General features: G+C 44.6%; 14 protein-coding genes. 4 read left to right on the top strand and 10 right to left on the bottom strand.

Annotated elements, in window-relative coordinates; genetic code table 11:
• Positions 1-53: 53 nt before the first annotated feature.
• From ACZQK9_RS01650 to aroE, 9 genes are all read right to left on the bottom strand, one after another.
• Positions 54-1253, bottom strand: coding sequence for a type II secretion system F family protein (locus ACZQK9_RS01650; RefSeq protein ID WP_178016687.1), 1200 nt, complete (start codon positions 1251-1253; stop codon positions 54-56).
• A gap of 142 nt (positions 1254-1395) precedes the next feature.
• Positions 1396-2184: a prepilin peptidase gene (locus ACZQK9_RS01645; RefSeq protein ID WP_216506777.1), complete on the bottom strand. Its 789-nt coding sequence runs from the start codon at positions 2182-2184 to the stop codon at positions 1396-1398.
• A gap of 19 nt (positions 2185-2203) precedes the next feature.
• On the bottom strand, positions 2204-2878 hold the full coding sequence (locus ACZQK9_RS01640; RefSeq protein ID WP_216506780.1) for a prepilin-type N-terminal cleavage/methylation domain-containing protein: 675 nt from the start codon (positions 2876-2878) through the stop codon (positions 2204-2206).
• A 21-nt stretch (positions 2879-2899) separates the two neighbouring features.
• Entirely contained in the window at positions 2900-3283 is a 384-nt protein-coding gene (locus ACZQK9_RS01635; RefSeq protein WP_483269406.1) for a hypothetical protein, read from the bottom strand.
• A 1-nt stretch (position 3284) separates the two neighbouring features.
• Entirely contained in the window at positions 3285-3971 is a 687-nt protein-coding gene (locus tag ACZQK9_RS01630; protein ID WP_216506784.1) for a hypothetical protein, read from the bottom strand.
• Between the two features lie 21 nt (positions 3972-3992).
• Positions 3993-10625 carry a prepilin-type N-terminal cleavage/methylation domain-containing protein gene (locus ACZQK9_RS01625; protein ID WP_483269405.1) on the bottom strand — a complete coding sequence of 2211 codons (6633 nt, stop codon included), beginning with the start codon at positions 10623-10625 and terminating at the stop codon, positions 3993-3995.
• A 122-nt stretch (positions 10626-10747) separates the two neighbouring features.
• Entirely contained in the window at positions 10748-11053 is a 306-nt protein-coding gene (locus tag ACZQK9_RS01620; RefSeq protein ID WP_118670778.1) for an AzlD domain-containing protein, read from the bottom strand.
• Positions 11043-11792 (bottom strand): AzlC family ABC transporter permease, encoded by a 750-nt coding sequence (locus ACZQK9_RS01615; protein ID WP_216506787.1) that lies wholly within the window; start codon positions 11790-11792, stop codon positions 11043-11045. Before ACZQK9_RS01615 ends, ACZQK9_RS01620 begins: the two co-directional genes overlap by 11 nt.
• Complete coding sequence (aroE, locus tag ACZQK9_RS01610) at positions 11789-13183, bottom strand: shikimate dehydrogenase (RefSeq protein WP_483269404.1); 1395 nt, start codon at positions 13181-13183, stop codon at positions 11789-11791. The genes ACZQK9_RS01615 and aroE overlap by 4 nt, the downstream gene beginning before the upstream one ends.
• A gap of 195 nt (positions 13184-13378) precedes the next feature.
• Here aroE and ACZQK9_RS01605 point away from each other — a divergent pair, with 195 nt between their 5' ends.
• From ACZQK9_RS01605 to ACZQK9_RS01595, 3 genes are read left to right on the top strand one after another with little or no spacing between them, the layout of a single operon-like run.
• On the top strand, positions 13379-14830 hold the full coding sequence (locus ACZQK9_RS01605) for a hypothetical protein (RefSeq protein ID WP_483269403.1): 1452 nt from the start codon (positions 13379-13381) through the stop codon (positions 14828-14830).
• A 16-nt stretch (positions 14831-14846) separates the two neighbouring features.
• Positions 14847-16271: a DUF6034 family protein gene (locus ACZQK9_RS01600; protein ID WP_483269402.1), complete on the top strand. Its 1425-nt coding sequence runs from the start codon at positions 14847-14849 to the stop codon at positions 16269-16271.
• 18 nt (positions 16272-16289) lie between these two features.
• The gene (locus ACZQK9_RS01595) at positions 16290-17816 is read left to right on the top strand and encodes a hypothetical protein (protein WP_483269401.1); all 1527 of its coding nucleotides are present in this window, start codon (positions 16290-16292) and stop codon (positions 17814-17816) included.
• Positions 17817-17944: 128 nt separating this feature from the next.
• On the opposite strand, the gene rpsO is transcribed toward ACZQK9_RS01595, so the two are convergent.
• Positions 17945-18211, bottom strand: coding sequence for a 30S ribosomal protein S15 (rpsO, locus tag ACZQK9_RS01590; RefSeq protein WP_021986042.1), 267 nt, complete (start codon positions 18209-18211; stop codon positions 17945-17947).
• Between the two features lie 200 nt (positions 18212-18411).
• Between rpsO and aroC the strand changes: the two genes are divergently transcribed.
• Positions 18412-19509: a chorismate synthase gene (gene aroC / locus ACZQK9_RS01585; RefSeq protein ID WP_483269400.1), complete on the top strand. Its 1098-nt coding sequence runs from the start codon at positions 18412-18414 to the stop codon at positions 19507-19509.
• The last annotated feature ends 8 nt before the right edge of the window (positions 19510-19517 follow it).

Genomic DNA, 19517 nt, shown 5'->3' with positions numbered 1-19517 from the left:
ACACTGTAATACCCGGATTCAATACATCGCTTCCGCGTTGTCCCGAGGCATAATTAGTACGAATTCGCAATCGTCGCATACGAGCCGTAAATCGGCTGGATTACGGAAATAATAACAAATCCAACGACTGCCGCCATCACGACGATCATCGCAGGCTCTAAGTAAGAAACCAGCTTGTTCATTGCTACTTCAGAATCATATTCCATCTGGTTTGCAATCGATACGAGCATCGTATCAAGCGCACCCGTCTCTTCTCCGACAGAGATGGACGAAGAAAGCTTCTTCGTAAATCCATCTACCCGGTCAATACTCTCACTTAAATTCATACCACCCCGGACATCCGCAATCACCTGATCAAACTGCTTTTCAATGTATGAATTGCCGATCGTGTTACGGGCAATCTGCAAACAGTTAATAATCGAAATACCTGCCGAATACAAGCTCGACAAGGTACGTGCAAACCGTGCGGTATAAATGACACGACGCAGTTTCCCAATCACCGGCAGTTTCAGTTCTAACTTATCCTTTGCATACCGCACACCCGGTATCGCAAAAAGCACATGAAAGAAAATATACAACACAACTGCCGCAATAATTAAGACATACCACTTATTTTTCACAAAATTACTGATGCCTAGCAGGATCGTCGTCGATGTCGGAAGTGTATCCATCTGGGAAAAAAGATCCTTAAACTGCGGAATGACATAACCCATAATGATTGCCACTACAACCACGATCAGTACGCACAGAATCTTCGGATACGTCATCGAGCTTTTGACCTTCTGATTCAACCGGTATTCCTTCTCATAATGCACCGACATCTGCAGTGCGATCTTATCCATGCTTCCGCTGCTTTCCGCGCTCTTTATCATATTGATGAATAATGGCGGAAATGCATCGCCACTCGCAAGCATCGCATCCGAGAGCGGTACACCGGAACGCACCTGCTTTAAAAGTCCTGCATATACTTCCCGTTCCTTCGGTTTGATCGATTCATCCTCGGATATGATTCGAAGTGCTTTGACAAGCGTGACACCGGCGCCAAGTAATTCGCCAATATTCTTAGCGAAATCAGAAACAACATTGGACTTCAGCCGTTTCGTATTATTCTTATCCGCCTGTGCCTTCGCCTGAATCAGATATTTATTTTCCTGTTTTAAGCGCTCATGCAGATCAAGCTCATCCGTTGCCTGCATCGTACCGGAAATCATCTTTCCATTCTCATCCTGCGCTCTGTATTTGTAAGTGACCAAGGACGTTTCCTCCTTTTTATCTCAAGTTCAGACACCGCCTGTAAATCCGCAGGCAAAAACGTATTTCCGGTTTGTAATTAGAAAGTCCATCTCACAATACGGATTTTCTTTTCTTGTGTCTATCACTTTCATGTTTTTTCTTTTAATATGTTGAAGTCATCATACTCTTCACATAATCAATATACATCGAAATCATGGTATCTCCCAGATTCTGTGTCAGCGACACAAGCACGCCAAACGCCAGAAATGGACCAAATGCAAACTGTTCTTTTCTGCCCTTCTTCTTTTTTACAAGCAGATAAATGGCATATGCACCGCCGACAATAATGCCGACAAAAAACGCACCGATAACGCCCTTCCAGCCAAGCAGGAACCCGGCCGCAAACATCATCTTCACGTCACCGCCGCCAAAACCATTGAACAACATCAGAATAAACATTGGCACGCTGATTGCAAACAGTCCAATCACCCGCTCTATGATTGTTGGTCCCGGCAATACCCAGATAGCAGGGATACCAAGCAACAGCAAAATCACATTCAACTGTGGCGGAATCTCCTGCGTGTCCGCATCGATCATTGTGATCACCATTAGATCACAGATTACAAGGAAGAACAACAATGCAGACAGATGAATCCCATACATAGCAAGGGCGAACACCGCAAATGCACCACCCACCAATTCGATGATAAGCGGTCGTTTCGGAAGTACCGAACCACAATATCTGCATCGGTTCTGATAACGGATCCGGGAAAAAACCGGAATGACATCCTTCCATGTCTGCTCATGGTCACACTGCTTACAATGTGAATGCCGGATCGTAAGCTTCTCTTTCTTCGGAAGTCGTTCAATAACCAGATTCAGATAAGAAAACATGGTCATCCCCATCAAAAATACTACTATGTATATAATTGCATATAAAAAATAATTCATCTTCTACCTCTTCCTGTTTTTATTCACAACTAATCTGTGTATTGGACTGTGCATCCAGATTATAGCATTGGATATATTCCGTATATGTAAAATCGCCATACCGCGAGCTATGTAATGTCAGGCTCATATATATGATATTGTCTGCGTAATTTCCCCCCGGCTGTGTAAATTTCAGTTCCTTGATGGAATATCCCATATACGCTTTCTGGTCAAATACCCAGTTGGTACTCTTCACTTCACCGCTTGCCACAACAACCGGATAATAGTGCACAACAAGATATCCATTTTCATTCACGCCAATATAGACATGGCTGCCCTGTGCATCGGTAAATTCAATCTTATTATATCCGGATGTTTCATTCTGTCCACCCAGCGTCGTATCGGTTGATAACCGCATCACATATGGCTGCGTAACCTCACTCGTCGTGCCATCTTCATTCTTTACCTCAGTTGTAATCGTCGCATTCCGCGCACCCTCGATTTCCCCGCGGATTTTCGAAGCAATAATGGCAGATACCTGCATGCCATTCGCCGTTCCTTTTGCCTCATAATAGACGCTCACGGTATTCGCAATCACTTTACTCGCTGCGATCATAAAAAGCCCGATCAGCATAAAGGTCACGATCATTTCCACCAATGTAAGTCCCTGATTCATCGTATGAAATTTTTGAAAAAGCTTCTTCAGTTTTTTCATTTCAATAACTGACTCCTCTTATCATTCTGAATCTTCACTTTTATGGATCACCCGGAACACTGTCAAGTCCGCACGATCACTATAATACCGATGCAGCTCCGCCTCTATCAAAAAGCTCGTATCTTTTGCTGTATTTCTCGTGTCTGTTTTCGTTGTATCCACCGTCAGTGTAATGCCTGTTTCAGCAAGCTTCTCAAACCCTGCATCTTTTTGGTACATTTCCTCGTTTAAAACCCGCTGTTCCTCCTGCATATCCTTACTTTTCTTTACAAGTTCCCCGGATACACCGAGCAGATGCACCATGCATTCTGCCAGAACCATCACAAGAATCACGAATCCAACAATTACCTCCACCATCGTTGAACCTGCATTATTTATTTTTCGCACGATTTTTCTTTTTTTCATGTTACTCACGCTCCAGAAAACTCCAGCACCAACGCTCACTTTTCAGAATTTCATTTTTAGCTGGATTTACAATGTCATCGCCTGTATCCACGTCGGATTCCGCATTTTCATATTCCATGCAGGACAGGTTATACTTTGATAACATAGATGCTGCCTGGTCTCCCTTGGTACAGGTAACTTTGATACAAAGCACAATATCATTTTTCGATTCAACGTAGCTTCCATCATTTTCCCAATAGATACAGATTGAAATATCATCCGCCATCGCCGCATACTTTGCCGCATCCCCACCGGTCGCTGCAAGCGTAAAATAACGATACGCTGACTTCTCGCCATGATCCGTTGAACTTTCAGATTCAAAATACGGCCAGTTGCCCTGACAGATATTATATCGAAGGTACTGCCACAACAGATTTTTTCCATCTGTCACGTCCTGCCTCTGCATATCAAAGCTCGTGTACACCGGTGTTGTCAATTCTTTCTCTAGCTCAATACTGATTGTCTTCGAAAGCTCTCTGCACTGGTTCTGTGTTACCCGTCGTACCGAAGAAGAAAACAATGCATAGCTTACAAGCAGCAACGACAGGCAGAATACAACGACAACCATACTGACGACAATTGCGACGATCATCGCGGAACCACGATTTTTTTCTTTATGAAATTGTCTGAGTATTCCTTTGTTCTGCATATATTTGTAACTATCTTTCTTTTATTTCGATATTCCATTAACAGACAGAGACTGTGGCTGTGTCCACTCCGCAAGTCCATTTTCTGAGATTACGGCAAATCGGATCTGTACATTTTTCACTTCATTGGTAAACCATGTATCCTTCTCCAGCATAAAGCTTGCGCTTGTCTGATCTGCGGTATAATAAACCGACTGTACCAGTGCACCCTCTGCATCAAACCCAAGTACCTGCATCAGCATCGGCTGTTCAACTGCCACCGTATAATTCACAACTTCTTTTACAGTTGTGCCACTTCCTACTGTCACCGTCGTTCCCGCAAGCTTCGGAAGATGTGTCTTTACCGCTTCTCTTTTCACGGTTCCTGTCCAGATCACCATGTCATCTTTATCAGTTTCTGTAATTTTACCGGCATCTGTCGTAGTTGCATCATCAACCGGCATCAGCTTCCACACTGTAACATCAGAGCTTTCATATGTATCCAGATGTTCCTCTCCGACAACTGCCTGCACCGCAACCAATGTTGTTGTATCCGGAAGCAGGACAGAAATCTGATTTCCCTCTGTCATGGCTTTCGCACAGATTGCTGCGGTCTTATCTTCCATCCGCACATTCACTGCATAGCTTACAGTCACTGGGTTTTCTTCTGTTAACATACCTGCAAATTCCGTATATGAATTTGCTTCGCAGATGCTCTCTCTGCGGATCTGTGCATTACTTCCTGCATAATACACATAATATTTATCGGTCTTTGGCTCCACATACATCACACCATATGCGCCGCTTGCATCTTTGATCTGCACCTCATAATAATCGGCGCCATCCTGTACCTCGAACCGATATGCCCGTGACTCATACGTTCCAACCAGATCTTCTTCCTGTGCCGGTGCTGTCAATGTCCATTTCGTTCCATCATAATACTGCGGGACACGCGCATCCTCTGACAAAAGCGCTACATCCGGTGTTGCAAGCTTCTGAACTACCTGCATTTTCTCTGTTGTTGTCTCTATCGTTGTTTCTTCCTCTGGCATATCTGTATTTACCGGATTCTCTGCATCCTGTGATTGCTGTGTTTCGATAGTGGAAACTGTCTCTTCGGACGCATCAGCCACAGCCTGTTCATCTATTGCAGCATCCGCTGCAAGCTGTGCCGGTTTCGTATAAATCATACCATTGACTGTGCAATCCTCATATTGTGTATCTGCCAGAAGTTCTTCCTCAGCATATCCTATCATCGGTCCAGATATACCGCCTGACACCGTTCCATCGCTCGAACAGCTATAAAACTTTACACCCTTGTAACGCAGGTATCCGATCATACCTCCCGTGTACCATGTTCCGGTAACCGAACCATAATTATAACATTTTTTAAATGTCATCGCATCGCTCGTCTGATTATCCATCTGTCCAACAATACCGCCAACCGCAATATTTCCACTGGCAATCGTCGTAACCTCTGCATGATTCTCAAGGGATTCCAGGTTCTCGTCGGACATCGAATATCCGATAATACCGCCTACAGCCGTATTTTCTCCAGCTGCTTTTGCAGTCACATACCATGTATTTGCCGTCTTAATCCTCTCCGTCTCTGTGCCCTTTACAACTGCACCTTTCTGGTTACATCCAACAATACCGCCGGTATAACCAAGATAATTATCGATCGTTGTATTTCCTTCCGACTTTTGCGAATTATCCATCGAAGAAATCGTTCCATAATTTGTACCGACAATACCACCGACATTCGTTCTTGCCGTTTCATATGCAGTTCCGTCTACCATGCCACCATGTACAACCGTATCTGCACTTCCAATGGTACTTGCCTTGACCGTCGAATTATACCCATTCGCACCAACGATACCGCCAACATTTGCTGTCACACCATCTCCGGCACCGGATATACTTCCTGTAAATGTACATTCCATCACCTGCGCCGCATCTATATCCTCTGCTTTCTCTGTTGCGATTCCACTCACACCAACAATACCACCGTAGCTTGCAATGGATATACCATGGCTGCCAACAATGGTCGCACTTACGTTACACTGGTTGACCGTACCTTTGTTCTCACCGACAATACCACCCGCAACTTCTTTCGCTGTAACAGTTCCATAATTATTGCTTGTCAGAATCTTGTTGTTCAACTTGCGGCTCGCACTGATCATACCACCGGCATAGCCAGTCTTCGCTGTTACAGATGCCTTATTCGTTGCATTCTCGATACGCAGAAATGTGTTTGCATCGTCGTATCCAACAAGTCCGCCGACATAAGTATCTGCTGTCACGCTTCCGGCACCAACTGTACCTGTCACATACATCTGCACTTCACTTTTTTCAATCTTTGCATCACATACCGCGTTGATTACGTCAGCTTCCGATGCCTGATTTAAGGTCAGCTTTCTTACATTCTCTGCCGTCGTTCTCGCATAGGTTGTATCCGTACTGTTTACAAGCATCGTGTATCCGATGTAACCGCCGGTAAATGCACTACCTGTGATAGTTCCGGTGAAGTCTGCCATGTCCGCGGAGGTTTGGATGCGGGCATATTTGATATCTTCCGTTTGCTGAATAAGCTTACTCGTATAAAAAATAAACTTTGCATTCTTCTTCATCCGTTCAACAGCCTCATCCGAACTCATCGAATATGGCATATAATAATTATAATTATTGCTGTTTGTATGTTTTTTAATATATGTATTTTTTTCCTCCAGCGGTGTAAGAATGCAATATTTTTTACCATCTCTTACCTCCCAGTTTACCTTCAAAGGATTCCACGACTGAGTAAATTGCAAATCATCCCCTTCTTCAAGAGGTATTTCAATTGACCAGTCAAAAATATCTTCATCACTATCATTTACAATTGTAAAATTACCATTCCACCCATCCTTTGATCCAGTAATGGTCAATGTATATGGTGACTGATCAGTTGAAACTTCATGTTTATTTTTTTCAGTAATTCCCATATTTCCAGGTAAAATCGTAGACGTATTTCCATCTCCACCTGTATAGAAAAACTCAATATCTGTTACATCAAAAGAATAATAATCTATATAATTATCAAACAAAACACCGATTTCATTATATTGCGTACCATTTGCCGGTATTTGTTTTGTATTACTTGTTTCGCTAGGATAATAGGTATATGAAGTTTCTGTGATGACAGTTTTATTCGTGTCCATATTCTGTGGCTGTTGCTGAACATTTGCATTCTTTCCAAAATGGAATACAATATGCCAGTCTGTAATACTCTGCGTACTGTCATTATGAATCACAAATGAATATAATGCCCCCGGTTGATTATAATAATACGATCTTACGGCTAAAGTCACATAACATAGTTCTGTCGTATTACCTGCCGAAGAATCGGTCGCCACATTCGATGAACTGCCCTGTCCCTGCTCAACCTGAACATTCTGATTATACCCATTCGTATTGATAATATTCGCACCAATCACACCACCGACAAAATATTTGCCGCTGATGTTCTGTGTACTTACATATAATTGCTTCGCACTTCCGTCTGCTTTCTGCAGCATCACAATGGACGCATTGCATCCGGCAAGTCCACCGACATAGCTTCCGTTTTCCATATCTCCGTTTATACTTCCAGCCGTCACAGCGTAGTTTGTAACTTCCGCATCACTGTCGTTATAACCAACGATACCGCCTACATAATTCTTACCGACGATGCGTACATTATTATCTTTTCTTGCTTCCGCTTTGATCACACCATGATTGTAACCGCTGATACCTCCGGCATAATCGGCTGCATGAGAAACCGGATATTCCCCCGCAACAGTCGCTGCACCCGATGTATCAAGATTCTCAAGCAGAGACCCTGTATTATAACCGCTGATACCACCCGCATACATACCGGTTGCATAGACAACGCCTGTATTCTGCCAGTTTGATACAGTATTTTTCGTATTCACAGCATCCGATACCACGATTGGCTTTGCTCCATTTTCAACTAACGACAGTGTATCGTTACTGCTATTTCCTGTCTCATTCTGTGTCTTTGCCAGATCAATATCTGCATTCGCACCGATCACTCCACCGACATAGGAACAGCCAATGACATAGTTGTCATTTCTGCCAGGCGCATTCGTCTCATCCGCGCCTGAAAGCTCCTTAGAACCGGTTGCATAACCGACAATACCGCCGACATAATCATGTCCGAATACATAGCTTTTCTTGCCGTTATCCAATTCCGCACGCACACCTTCAAGCGTACTAAAATAACTGTAACCGGTAATACCGCCGACATAAGTTCCAACTACGTTGTCCGCATAAATTGCAAATGCAGTACCATCCTGATTTCCAAGGAATGCCTGTAAATCTTTACTCGAATAAAACGGTGTACTGTTGCTGTTTTTGATTGTAATATTTGCAAGGGTCGATGTGTCGCCTGTATGATTTGCTGCGTACTCGTTTACACAGCTTCCTGCTATACCTCCGATGAATTTGCTGTCCTTTTTATCTTCGTCATTCTTCACGACCGCATATACGGCACCTGTATTCTGACAGTCTTCCAATGTGATGGCAGTTGACCGATTCTTCTCTGTCCGAAGCTCACCGACAACACCGCCCACATAGGAAAGTCCGGTTACCTTTGCAGCATTAGAAAGTTTCTTCCATGTAATTGCATCAATGACTGTTTTGCCATCTGAAACCAACGTTCCGGTAATACCGCCGACATAAGACTTTCCTTTTACAAAGCTGGCTGTCTCTGCATCCACATCAGCATTTACGACTTCCAGATTCTCCAAGACACCCGCTGTATCACCTGTTAGATTCTTACCATACACCGTAATTCCTGCAAAGGAACCAACATAATCATCCGGAGACGTTACCTGTACGTCATCCAGTTTCAGATTTCCGATGGTTCCATAATTCGTGGCAAATAAACCAACCGGTTTTTTCTCATCTGCAACGCCGGTTTCTTTGTCCGTATACAACATACACAGGGCATTTCCTGCCTGCGACATAGTAAGTCCCTTGATCGTATACGATTTGCCATCTGTATTCTTACCATCCAGCGAATCCTCCGCGCGAAGCTGCTTCATTGAGATAAAGGATTCTGCCAGACTTTCGGTTTCTTCCTTTAATTTGATATCATTTCCGTTCGTATTATAAAACGCACCAGACGTTACAAATCCCGTCCAGTCGATATCGTCTGATAACTGGAAATGGCAGGCTAATACCATATTTTTATCCTGCTCATAATGTGCACTGCTCAAACGCAGTTCATCCACAGACGACTTAGTGGTATTCGCCGTAATGTCTGTCACATAACGCATATTATAAAGATGTCTTGCATTTGCAATCGTATAATTATAATTTACAACCTTCTTTGTAGCATCCGTGTTGTTATTTTCCTCTGCAAAGTATACATACGACTGGTTACTCTGACGTTCAGTCGTTGTATCATACGTTGCACCATAGCCCTTGATTGAGCATTTAATCTTATTTGCATCCAGGCCAAACCGATGGAACGTATAGGTTGACTTGAATTTAAAGCTTGCATTCGCAACCATATCTGCTTTGGATGTATCCATCAACGTTTGCAGGTTCGACGCATAACTGGCAGAGGTTGCCTGAAAATCCGCTGCATCCAATACAACACGGATTGTTCCATCTGTATCGCGCCATGCAAGGATTGGGAACTCTCCAAGCTCCTGCGTACTCCAAGTTCCAGTCTCGTCTTTCACATACCGTGTGATCACACATTCCTGTTCCTGCCGGTTGTCATAATTTTTTACCTTTGCTCCGTTTAATGTGAACTTCATAACCGGAACGCCATCCGCCATATTCTCACCGGCACAGAAATCAGAATCCACATCATAGACAGTAATGTCATAATTCATCTTCTGTGCGGCATTCGCCGGCTTGCTAACCTTGAATGACAGATTTAATGTATCTTCATTATTCAATTTCACATCGTCAATGGATGGCTTTTCCTTTGTACCCTTTAATGCCGTTGACAATGTGTCCACACCATAGTACCCAATCATACGGTCTTTTCGGTAAGAATCATACCGGGTGGCAATATTGACCGTGCCTCGCAGGGACGTGTTCTCATTATCATAGACAAACACTTCCTGCTCAGCACTGTTTGACTTGGCAGAATAAAGAACAGAAAACACCTGTCCATCCTCTAAGGAAAACTCGACGCAGATCGCGTCATTTAAGATAGACGTATCATACAGATACCCCTGTAAAAGCTGATATACGATTGGTGCCGTCGGGCTTGTCGTATCTTTTCCTGCCGCATACAGACTGTAATCGCCCTTATTTGCACGCACAGAAACAAGCGTACCCTTATTTACCGTTACCCAAACGGAATCATCACTGTACGCCTGTCCTTCTTCGTAATATATCGAATCCAGCTTCACCTCGGCTGGACTAAAATTTTTCGTCTGCTTTGCAAAATCTTCTAAGGTTCCATTTGCATTATATTCCGACAACTGATTCTGCGCTGCCAAAAACATGGTCTCTGCATATTCATTCGCCTGGTTAAAGTCTGACCAGTCCTGCCATGCCATAAGTCCCATGACTGATATTGTGAGCAATATCGACAGCAACATCATCGTCACGATCATCTCAACAAGCGTGAAACCCCGATTGGATCTGCATCGTCTCTTTTGTGTCGATCTCATATTTATCACCTACTGTATAACACTATTCGCTTTATTATACAAATATATCGGAAAAAAGGCAAACTTTATCCAGTGATTTTTTTTGCATATTTTTGCCATTTCGGTGAAATTTGTGTGATATCTTACATAAATAGCTCCAGTATATACACCATCGCACACGAAACAAGCGACACCACGAACATGCTTGTCCTGCGCCATGCAAGGATCAGTGCCACGACAAATCCGATGCCTGCTGCCACCATACTGTTGCTCGCTGTGAGAATCGCCGGAAATGTCATAACCGCAAGCGTCACATACGGCACATAGAATAAAAACGACCGCACCGTCTTGTTCTTGATTTCTTTCTTGATCAATGTAAGCGGCAGAACACGGATCAGATACGTAACTGCTGCCATCACAAGGATATACAGATAAATATTATGCTTCATGGTCCGCCTCCTCTTCTTCCTTTTCCTCATCCGGAAGCGGGAACAGCACAGCTGCCACCCCGGAGATCACAACAGTCAAAATAATCACCTTCATACCGGAAGAAATATTCTTAATCACCGGTATCTTCGTGAAAAGGAAGCTCGCCGCCATCGCGATGATCACAAGTCCGCGAATCACCTTATTGTCTCTGGCTGGCGGGATAATGATTGCTAAGAACATGCCATATAACGCGACGGAAAGCGCACTAACCACACCGCCCGGCAATACGTTGCCGAGTACCACGCCGAGACAGGTGCCGATCGTCCATGCCGGAATCGCAATTGACATCGCACCATACATGTAGCACGGATTCAATTTGCCTTTTCTCGCAACCGAGATACCGAAAATCTCATCCGTCACGCCAAACCCTATAAAAAACCGGTGTATGATTGAAAATTTCGGATCAATCTTCTGTGCCAGCGCACACGACATCAGCATATAACGTAAGTTTATGACGAGCTGCATCAGCGCAAGCTCCGCGTAAGTCACACCACCGGCAATCGCTGTAATCGCTGCAAATTCCCCCGCCGATGTCGTATTCGTCAGACTCATAATTGTCGCCGGAAGTGCATGCACCCCCGCATTTCTAGCCGCAATCCCAAGTGTAAATGCGACCGCAAGATATCCAAGTGCGATTGGAATTGCATCCCGCATCCCATCGCAGTAATTTTTTCGATTTATATTTTCTGCTCCACTCATTTTATCTCATCCATCACTTCTTCTAAAGTTCCGCGGTCTGTCCGCACACGGATATGGCAGGCACGCGCATAAACTGGTCCCCGCTCTTTCATCATCGCCTGGATCTTCGCATACGGATCGTCACACTGTAACAGCGGACGGTTCGTGCAATGCTTTACCCGCGCATAGGTCGTATCTGCATCTGCCATCAAGTAATATACCGTTCCGACTTCTTTCAACAGATCGCTGTTCTCCTTGCGAAGCGGCACTCCGCCGCCCGTCGCGATCACGCAATGTGTCTTCTCCCGAAGTTTCCGGATGACATCCGTCTCCAAAGCGCGGAAATATGCCTCTTCCTTCTTCTCGAAGATGTCCGGAATCGTCATCCCCTCCTGCGCCTCAATATAAAGGTCGGTATCAATAAATTCATATCCAAGTTTTTTGGCAATCGCCTTTCCAACGGTTGTCTTTCCTGCACCCATATAACCGATCAGGACAATGTTATCGCCCCGCTTCTTTCCATAGATTGCATCCTGCAGTGCCAGATACACTTTATCGGTCAGCGTCTCAGACACGGTCAGATTATTCCACAATTCATATGCAAGGATTCCCTGATAGAGTAACATCTTCAAGCCATTTACAGCCGGCACGTCAAGCTTCTCCATCTCCTTTAAGAATGGCGTCTGTGCCGGATTGTAGATCAGGTCCACACCTGCCTTCGCCATCGCATAGAACGCATCGCCGAAATCAAACGGCATTCCGTCGCCCTCATGCAGTCCGACCGAAGTACACTGGATCATCAGGTATTTTCCATCCGGAATACTCTTATAATCCTCCGAAGCCACCGCCTGCACCACCGTCTTCCCTGCAAATGCATTCATATCATCCGCAATCGCCTGTGCCCGCGCATATGTCCGGTTTACGATATACACCTGCTTTGCACCATAGCTGACACACATATATGCGACCGCACGTGCGGCACCACCTGCGCCAAGCATGATAACCGTCTCATCCTTTAACACAATTCCTTCTGTCTCTAATGCTTTCGCCAGTCCCGGCATATCCGTGTTGTAGCCCTTATAGCCACCCTCCACACGGACAAGTGTATTCACTGCGCCGATCATCTTCGCGGCGATATCCACATCCACGAGACTCTCCATCACGTGCTGCTTGTGCGGCACGGTAATATTCAGTCCAAGCACGCCCTCGTCATACGCCAGCTTCACACAATGAGAAAGCTCCTCATCCTCCACACAGAATGGCACATACCGCTCTGACAGCCCCAGTGCATCGCTGAGCGTGTCATGGATGACCGGTGACAATGTATGTTTAATCGGATTTCCGAAGATTCCAAGCAGATGCTCTGCGTTGACATCCTCGTAACCCTGTATCGCATATTTCATGATTTTCATCGCTATTTTCCCCTGTTTCGTCTATAATTGTCTAAAATCAGACATTTTCCTCAAATATAATACCATAAAAGTGAAAACCTGCAACCATTTAGATACATTTCTGATACATTTGTATCCTATAATATAAATAGTTCTTACACGCATGCCCGACAATCGACAGGGATGCTGCACGAAAACTACGAGGGGGAATTTCATATGAGACGCAAAACCATATTCTATAAAATGGTGATCGGCGTACTTCTGCTTTCTACTTTATCGGGATGTGGAAAGAAAACGGGCGTTGATTATATTCAGGATAACGATTCCAGACAGGATGCAACTTCCGCATCCGACTTACATCTGAACTATTCCGTATCAAACGGACGCACGACCGTCAATGTCGACGCCGATGTGAACACCAGTCTGTCCACACAGTCTGCTCCGGTTGCGACCGCCGTCCGGTGTGATTATACAAATGAAGATATCACGCGCATTGCGGCTGCGATTTTCGATGAGGGAAGCTATAAATTATTCCTGCCGTACAGCCGTCAGTCAAAGGAAGAAGTAAATGCTGCCTGCGATGCATTTGCAGAGACATTCGCTACCTACGCAGACAAATCCGAGATTCCATATAATCTGTTGGCGGAATGTTCCTACGCACAAAATGCGAAAGCAAGCGGAGTCTTTGATCCTATCGAGACAGATGGAACGATTCAATACTATCCAACCATCAAGCCAAGTGCAGACAGTGAGGAATTTTGCAACTTCTGTAATATCCGTGGCGCGATAGACGGAAAGGACTATCAGCTTTCCTTCGTCCAGACGCGCAAGCACTGTATGCTTGTGTTACACAAAGATTATAACGAAGAGCTTACCTATGGCTGGTTTAATCAATTATCCCCGATCCGCCCGGACATGCTCGAAACGCTTGCCGGCAGCGACAACATCTGCTCGTATTCTACAGAAGGTGCCTCAACACTTGTCACCGATACGCTCTCCCGAATGGGAATCGATGATTATGTAGTTACCGGCGTATTTCCGACACAGACCATCCGGACTGTCTACGATATTGATGACGATTATCAGGTATCAGCAAACTACAACAAAGAACCGGTTATTTCCTATGATTCCTATCTGGTCTACGGTGGGCGCAGCTTAGATGCACTTACTCCTGTCTACACCACTGCGAACTTCCAGACAGAGCTGACGGATTATGAAAGCATGGATCAGGACGAAAACGGAACAATCTCCAATTATGAGGATTATACCTTCTATGGCTACGAATCCATCACCGCCAATGTCGGAAATGACGGCTTGAATTATCTGATTGTCTCCAACCCTATGAAGATCGAAACCATCGACGTCGATATGGCAAACACGCTGGATTTCTCCCAGGTCGATGCAATTGCACAGGACTACATCAACAAACACACCTTTGATGAGACGGTGTATGACATAACCGATATCCGGTATGGACTGATCCGGGTATCCAACGAAGCGGATGATTCCTACCAGTTGCTCCCGGCATGGTATTACGTAGCAGAAGGAAACGAAGAAAGCAAACCCTATTATTTCCCATCTGCCTATGTCGTCATCAACGCCATCGACGGAAGTATCTACAATGATGCACTTGGCTACATCTATCAGCATCGAAATAAATCGGATTAAAAAGGAGGACGATCTTATGAAGAAACGAATTGCAGGCATTCTCATATCTATCCTTTTACTATCTACCTTGTCTGGGTGTGGAAAGGATAAAGATTTCTCATACGTGGATGAACCGGCAACGACAAGCGATGCTGCCACCGCTTCGGTTCTGCACCGGAATTATGAGGTCACAGACGGACTCCTGACATTTACGGTGGATGCCGATGTCGATACCAGTTTATCGGCACAAAGTTCCCCTGTGGTAAAAGTCTCCAGAAGCGACTACACCGAGGCGGATATGAAGCGGATTGCAGATGCCATCTTCGATGCTGGAAGCTACGCATTATTCCTGCCCTATGTCCTGCGCCCGGATGAGGAGGTCAAAAGTGCGTGTGCCGATATGCAGGAGAAAATCGCACAGTATAACGACAGCGCAGACATTCCATACTCTTTGCTGCAGGAATACTATATCGCCCAGCAATGTATGGCGAATGACAACGTGGTTACCCCGATTCATACGGATGGTTCCCTGAAATGGTATCGTTTCACCTCCTCCGAAAATACGGATATTTATACAAATTTCTGCGTCATCAAAGGAACGATCAGCCAGAAGCCTTACTATCTGTCGTTTATACAGACGGATGTGTACTGTACAATGCTGCTCCACACGATCTACGAACCATATATCCAGTATCCGCAATACTACGACACCTACGCAAACCCTCTTTATGAGAATGAATCGTACTCCGATGAGTGTCAGTATTCTAAGGAAGAATCAAAAGCAATGGTGCTTGATACGCTTCAGACTATGGGAATCTCCGATTACACGATCACAGATGTACAGAAGGCGCAGACCATAAAGCCCGATTACGAGATAACGAAAGATGGGGAAATCATAGCCAGCGATTCTTCAAACGATGGATATTCCTATGATTCCTATCTGCTCTATGGCGGCAGAAATGTGGACGGTATTGCTCCTGTTCATACGGATTTCAATTTCTCCCGCGAACTAGTCTCCGTGACAATCGGTGAAAACAGCAGCTCCAACGATTCTTACACGAATGCCAGATATGGATACGAAGCCATCTTCGCGAATGTCGGAAATGATGGTATCAACTATCTGGTTATCCAGAATCCGATGAAAGTAGAGGAAGTCTTAGAGACAAATGCACAACTGCTCTCTTTCGATCAGATTGACGCAATCGCCAAAGATTACATCTCGAAGTTCGATGGGACGACTTTACCATTTTCTGCGGATAACACCTACAAAATCAAGGAGATTCAATATGGATTGATCCGGTTATTTGACGAAGAATCTGATTCCTATATGTATATTCCTGCGTGGTATTACATGATCGATGGGGAATCTCTTTCTTCCCCATTTTGTACATTTTCCCCATACGTCATAATCAGTGCCATCGACGGAAGCATCTATCATGATTATAACGGTAACATCAACTAAAGCGAAAGGAGAACACCTATGAAGAAACTATCTTGGATTTTAATTATTACACTTCTCGCATCCTGTCTCTCTGCCTGCGGCAGGAAAGAAACTGTCATCTATCAGGGAGATACCGCATCTACGTCTGATGCCACAGATGACCCTATCCGGAATCTCGACTACACGGTTCCGGGGGATAAAGGAACTCTGACTGTACAGGCACAGGTAGATACTTCGCTTGCTGAGAAATCAGCACCAGTTGCGTCCTTGTCCCGCGCTGACTTCACGGACGAAGACATCCAGACGTACGCAGAAATGATCTTCGATGAGGGAAGTTATTCACTTTTTATGCCATATGATTTTCGTTCGATTGAGGATCTAACCTCTGCCTGTGGCGCATGGGAAGATACGTTTAAAAGCTATGAGGATTTCTCGACGATCCCGGAATACATGGTTGCAGAATATTACGATGCTACCGATATGCTTTCAAGCAAACAGCATGATACCGATGCAGCAAAGCGTGTCATAGAAACCGACGGCGAAATTAAATGGTATATCAATCCCTATAACCCGGAGGATGACCCAGCAACTACTTTTAAGCCACACAAATTCTGTATTCTGCAAGGCACGATTCGTGATGAGCATTATTACCTTGCATTTTTACAGAATTGTGTTTTCTGCCGTATGATCGTATATAAGGACTATGCCATTGGTTCGGTTGACTTTTCTGTAAGCAACATGTCCGCATTTCCAATCGAGGAAGCATTCTTAGATACATATGACGAAAATATCTGTACCTATTCTGATACAGAAGCCAGACAGATTGCGGAAGATTATCTGCAAACGTTCAGTCTGACCGACTACGCTGTTCAGACTACGTTAAATGCCTACCATTTTAATGTAGGACATTATAGTATCGATGATTCCATGCTTGTAAAAGAACCTCAGGATGACGGTTCTTCCACTGTTGATTCCTATCTGATTTATGCTGTCCGCAGTCTGAACGGACTTGCAGCTCCATATACAACCGAACTATTGCAGCCAACTCTGACAGATTACTCAAATGCCGACATCCAAGGGGACGATTCCGGTTACTCAATAAGCTTTCCCGAAGATGAAGCACACGACTTATATGGATATGAATCCCTGATTGCCAATGTGGATAGCGACGGACTTTCCTATCTGATCTGGAATAATCCAATGAAGGTCGATTCCATAAAAACGGAACATGCCACAACTCTTTCCTTTGATCAGATTGATGCGGTTGCACAGGCTTATATCGATTTCTGTTCCGCCAAAGATCCATATTCTGTACCGGACAACAATTCCTCACCGTCAACAAATAAAATGATGGTACAAAAAATCTGCTATGGTTTGATCCGGATTTCCGATGAAAACCATAACTCCTACTCCCTCACCCCTGCATGGTTTTATCTCGAAACGCCAAGCAAAAGCGGCTATACCGCGCAAACTGCATATGTCATAATCAGTGCCATCGATGGCAGCATCTATAACCCGTGGCTTGGCACACTGGAACCAACAGACAACAGTCAGACAGAGAAATGACAGACAATCATACAAAAATCAGAAACAGGCTCACAGCTATATGGCTGATTATAATCATGAAAAAGGGATTGCAGACGCAATCCCTTTTGTAGTGTGTGATTTTAAGTTTATTTACTAATTTGTTGTTATTACTTTCTAAGACCAAGCTGCTCGATAAGTGTTCTGTAACGCTCGATATCCTTGCTCTTAAGGTATGCGAGAAGGTTTCTTCTCTGACCAACCATCTTAAGAAGACCTCTTCTTGAGTGGTGATCCTTTGGATGTACCTTGAAGTGCTCATTCAGGTCGTTGATTCTTGCTGTAAGGAGTGCAACCTGCACTTCCGGTGAACCTGTATCACCTGCTGTACGAGCATACTTCTCAATGATCTCTTTCTTCTGATCTGCTGTAATCATGCTTTTTTCCTCCATTTTCTTATTTTGTCCGGTCGCTGAGTTATGGTCGGAGTGATCCTATAACCAAGTGACGGCATTTGATATCTTACCACAAGACTTATTTCTTGTAAAGTATTATTTTCCTACTTCCTATTATCCGCAAAAAGATGTATAATTCTCTTCAAAATATTATATTATAAATATGAAAGGAAATCAAACCTATGGCAGGTTCTATATATGGCAAATTATTTACAGTAACAACCTGGGGAGAATCCCACGGAAAAGGACTCGGCGTTGTTATCGATGGCTGTCCCGCGGGAATTACTCTCTCAGAGGAAGATATCCAGATCTATCTTAATCGTAGAAAACCCGGGCAAAACGAATTCACAACGAAACGGAACGAGGGTGACAAGGTTTCTATCCTGTCCGGCGTTTTTGAAGGGAAGACAACCGGCACCCCGATTTCTCTCGTTGTTATGAATGAAGATCAGAAATCCAAAGACTACGGTTCGATTGCAGAAAGCTACCGCCCGGGGCATGCAGACTACTGCTTTGATGAAAAGTACGGCTTCCGCGATTACCGTGGTGGCGGTCGTTCCTCCGGTCGCGAGACAATCGGTCGTGTTGCTGCCGGTGCAGTTGCTGCAAAAGTTCTGAAAGAACTTGGCATTACCCTGACCGCATATACGCGTGCTATCGGTTCAATCAAAGTACCGGATTCCGATATTGATTTTGATGCTATCAGCCAGAACCCGCTGTATATGCCGGATTCGGCATGTGCCAAGCAGGCTGCTGCTTATTTACAGGAAATGATGGAAAAGAAAGATTCCGTTGGTTCTATGGTGGAATGCATCATAACCGGTGTTCCTGCCGGTGTTGGTGAACCTGTCTTCGACAAGCTCGATGCCAAGCTGGCACAGGCTGTCATGTCGATTGGCGCCGTCAAGGCAATTGAAATCGGGGATGGTACAGCTGTCACCGCTTCGATTGGTTCCGAAAACAATGATAATTTTTACATGGATGGAGATACTGTAAGAAAACGTACCAACCACTCTGGTGGAACACTTGGCGGCATGAGTGACGGCAGTCCGATTCTGGTACGTGCTTCATTCAAGCCTACGCCATCTATCTTTCAGGCGCAGGAAACCATCACACGGGCACATGAAGCAATCACGATGGAGATCAAAGGACGTCATGATCCAATCATCGGTCCACGTGCCGTTGTAGTTGTAGAATCCATGTGTGCGATCACAGTTCTGGATCTGCTCATGCAAAATACAACTGCCAAAATAGATACACTGAAAAAGATTTACAACTAGTGAAGAAG

This window comes from Wujia sp., from assembly GCF_056872695.1.
Note: the sequence above shows the minus strand (reverse complement) of the source record. Positions and strands in the feature narration are given on the sequence as shown.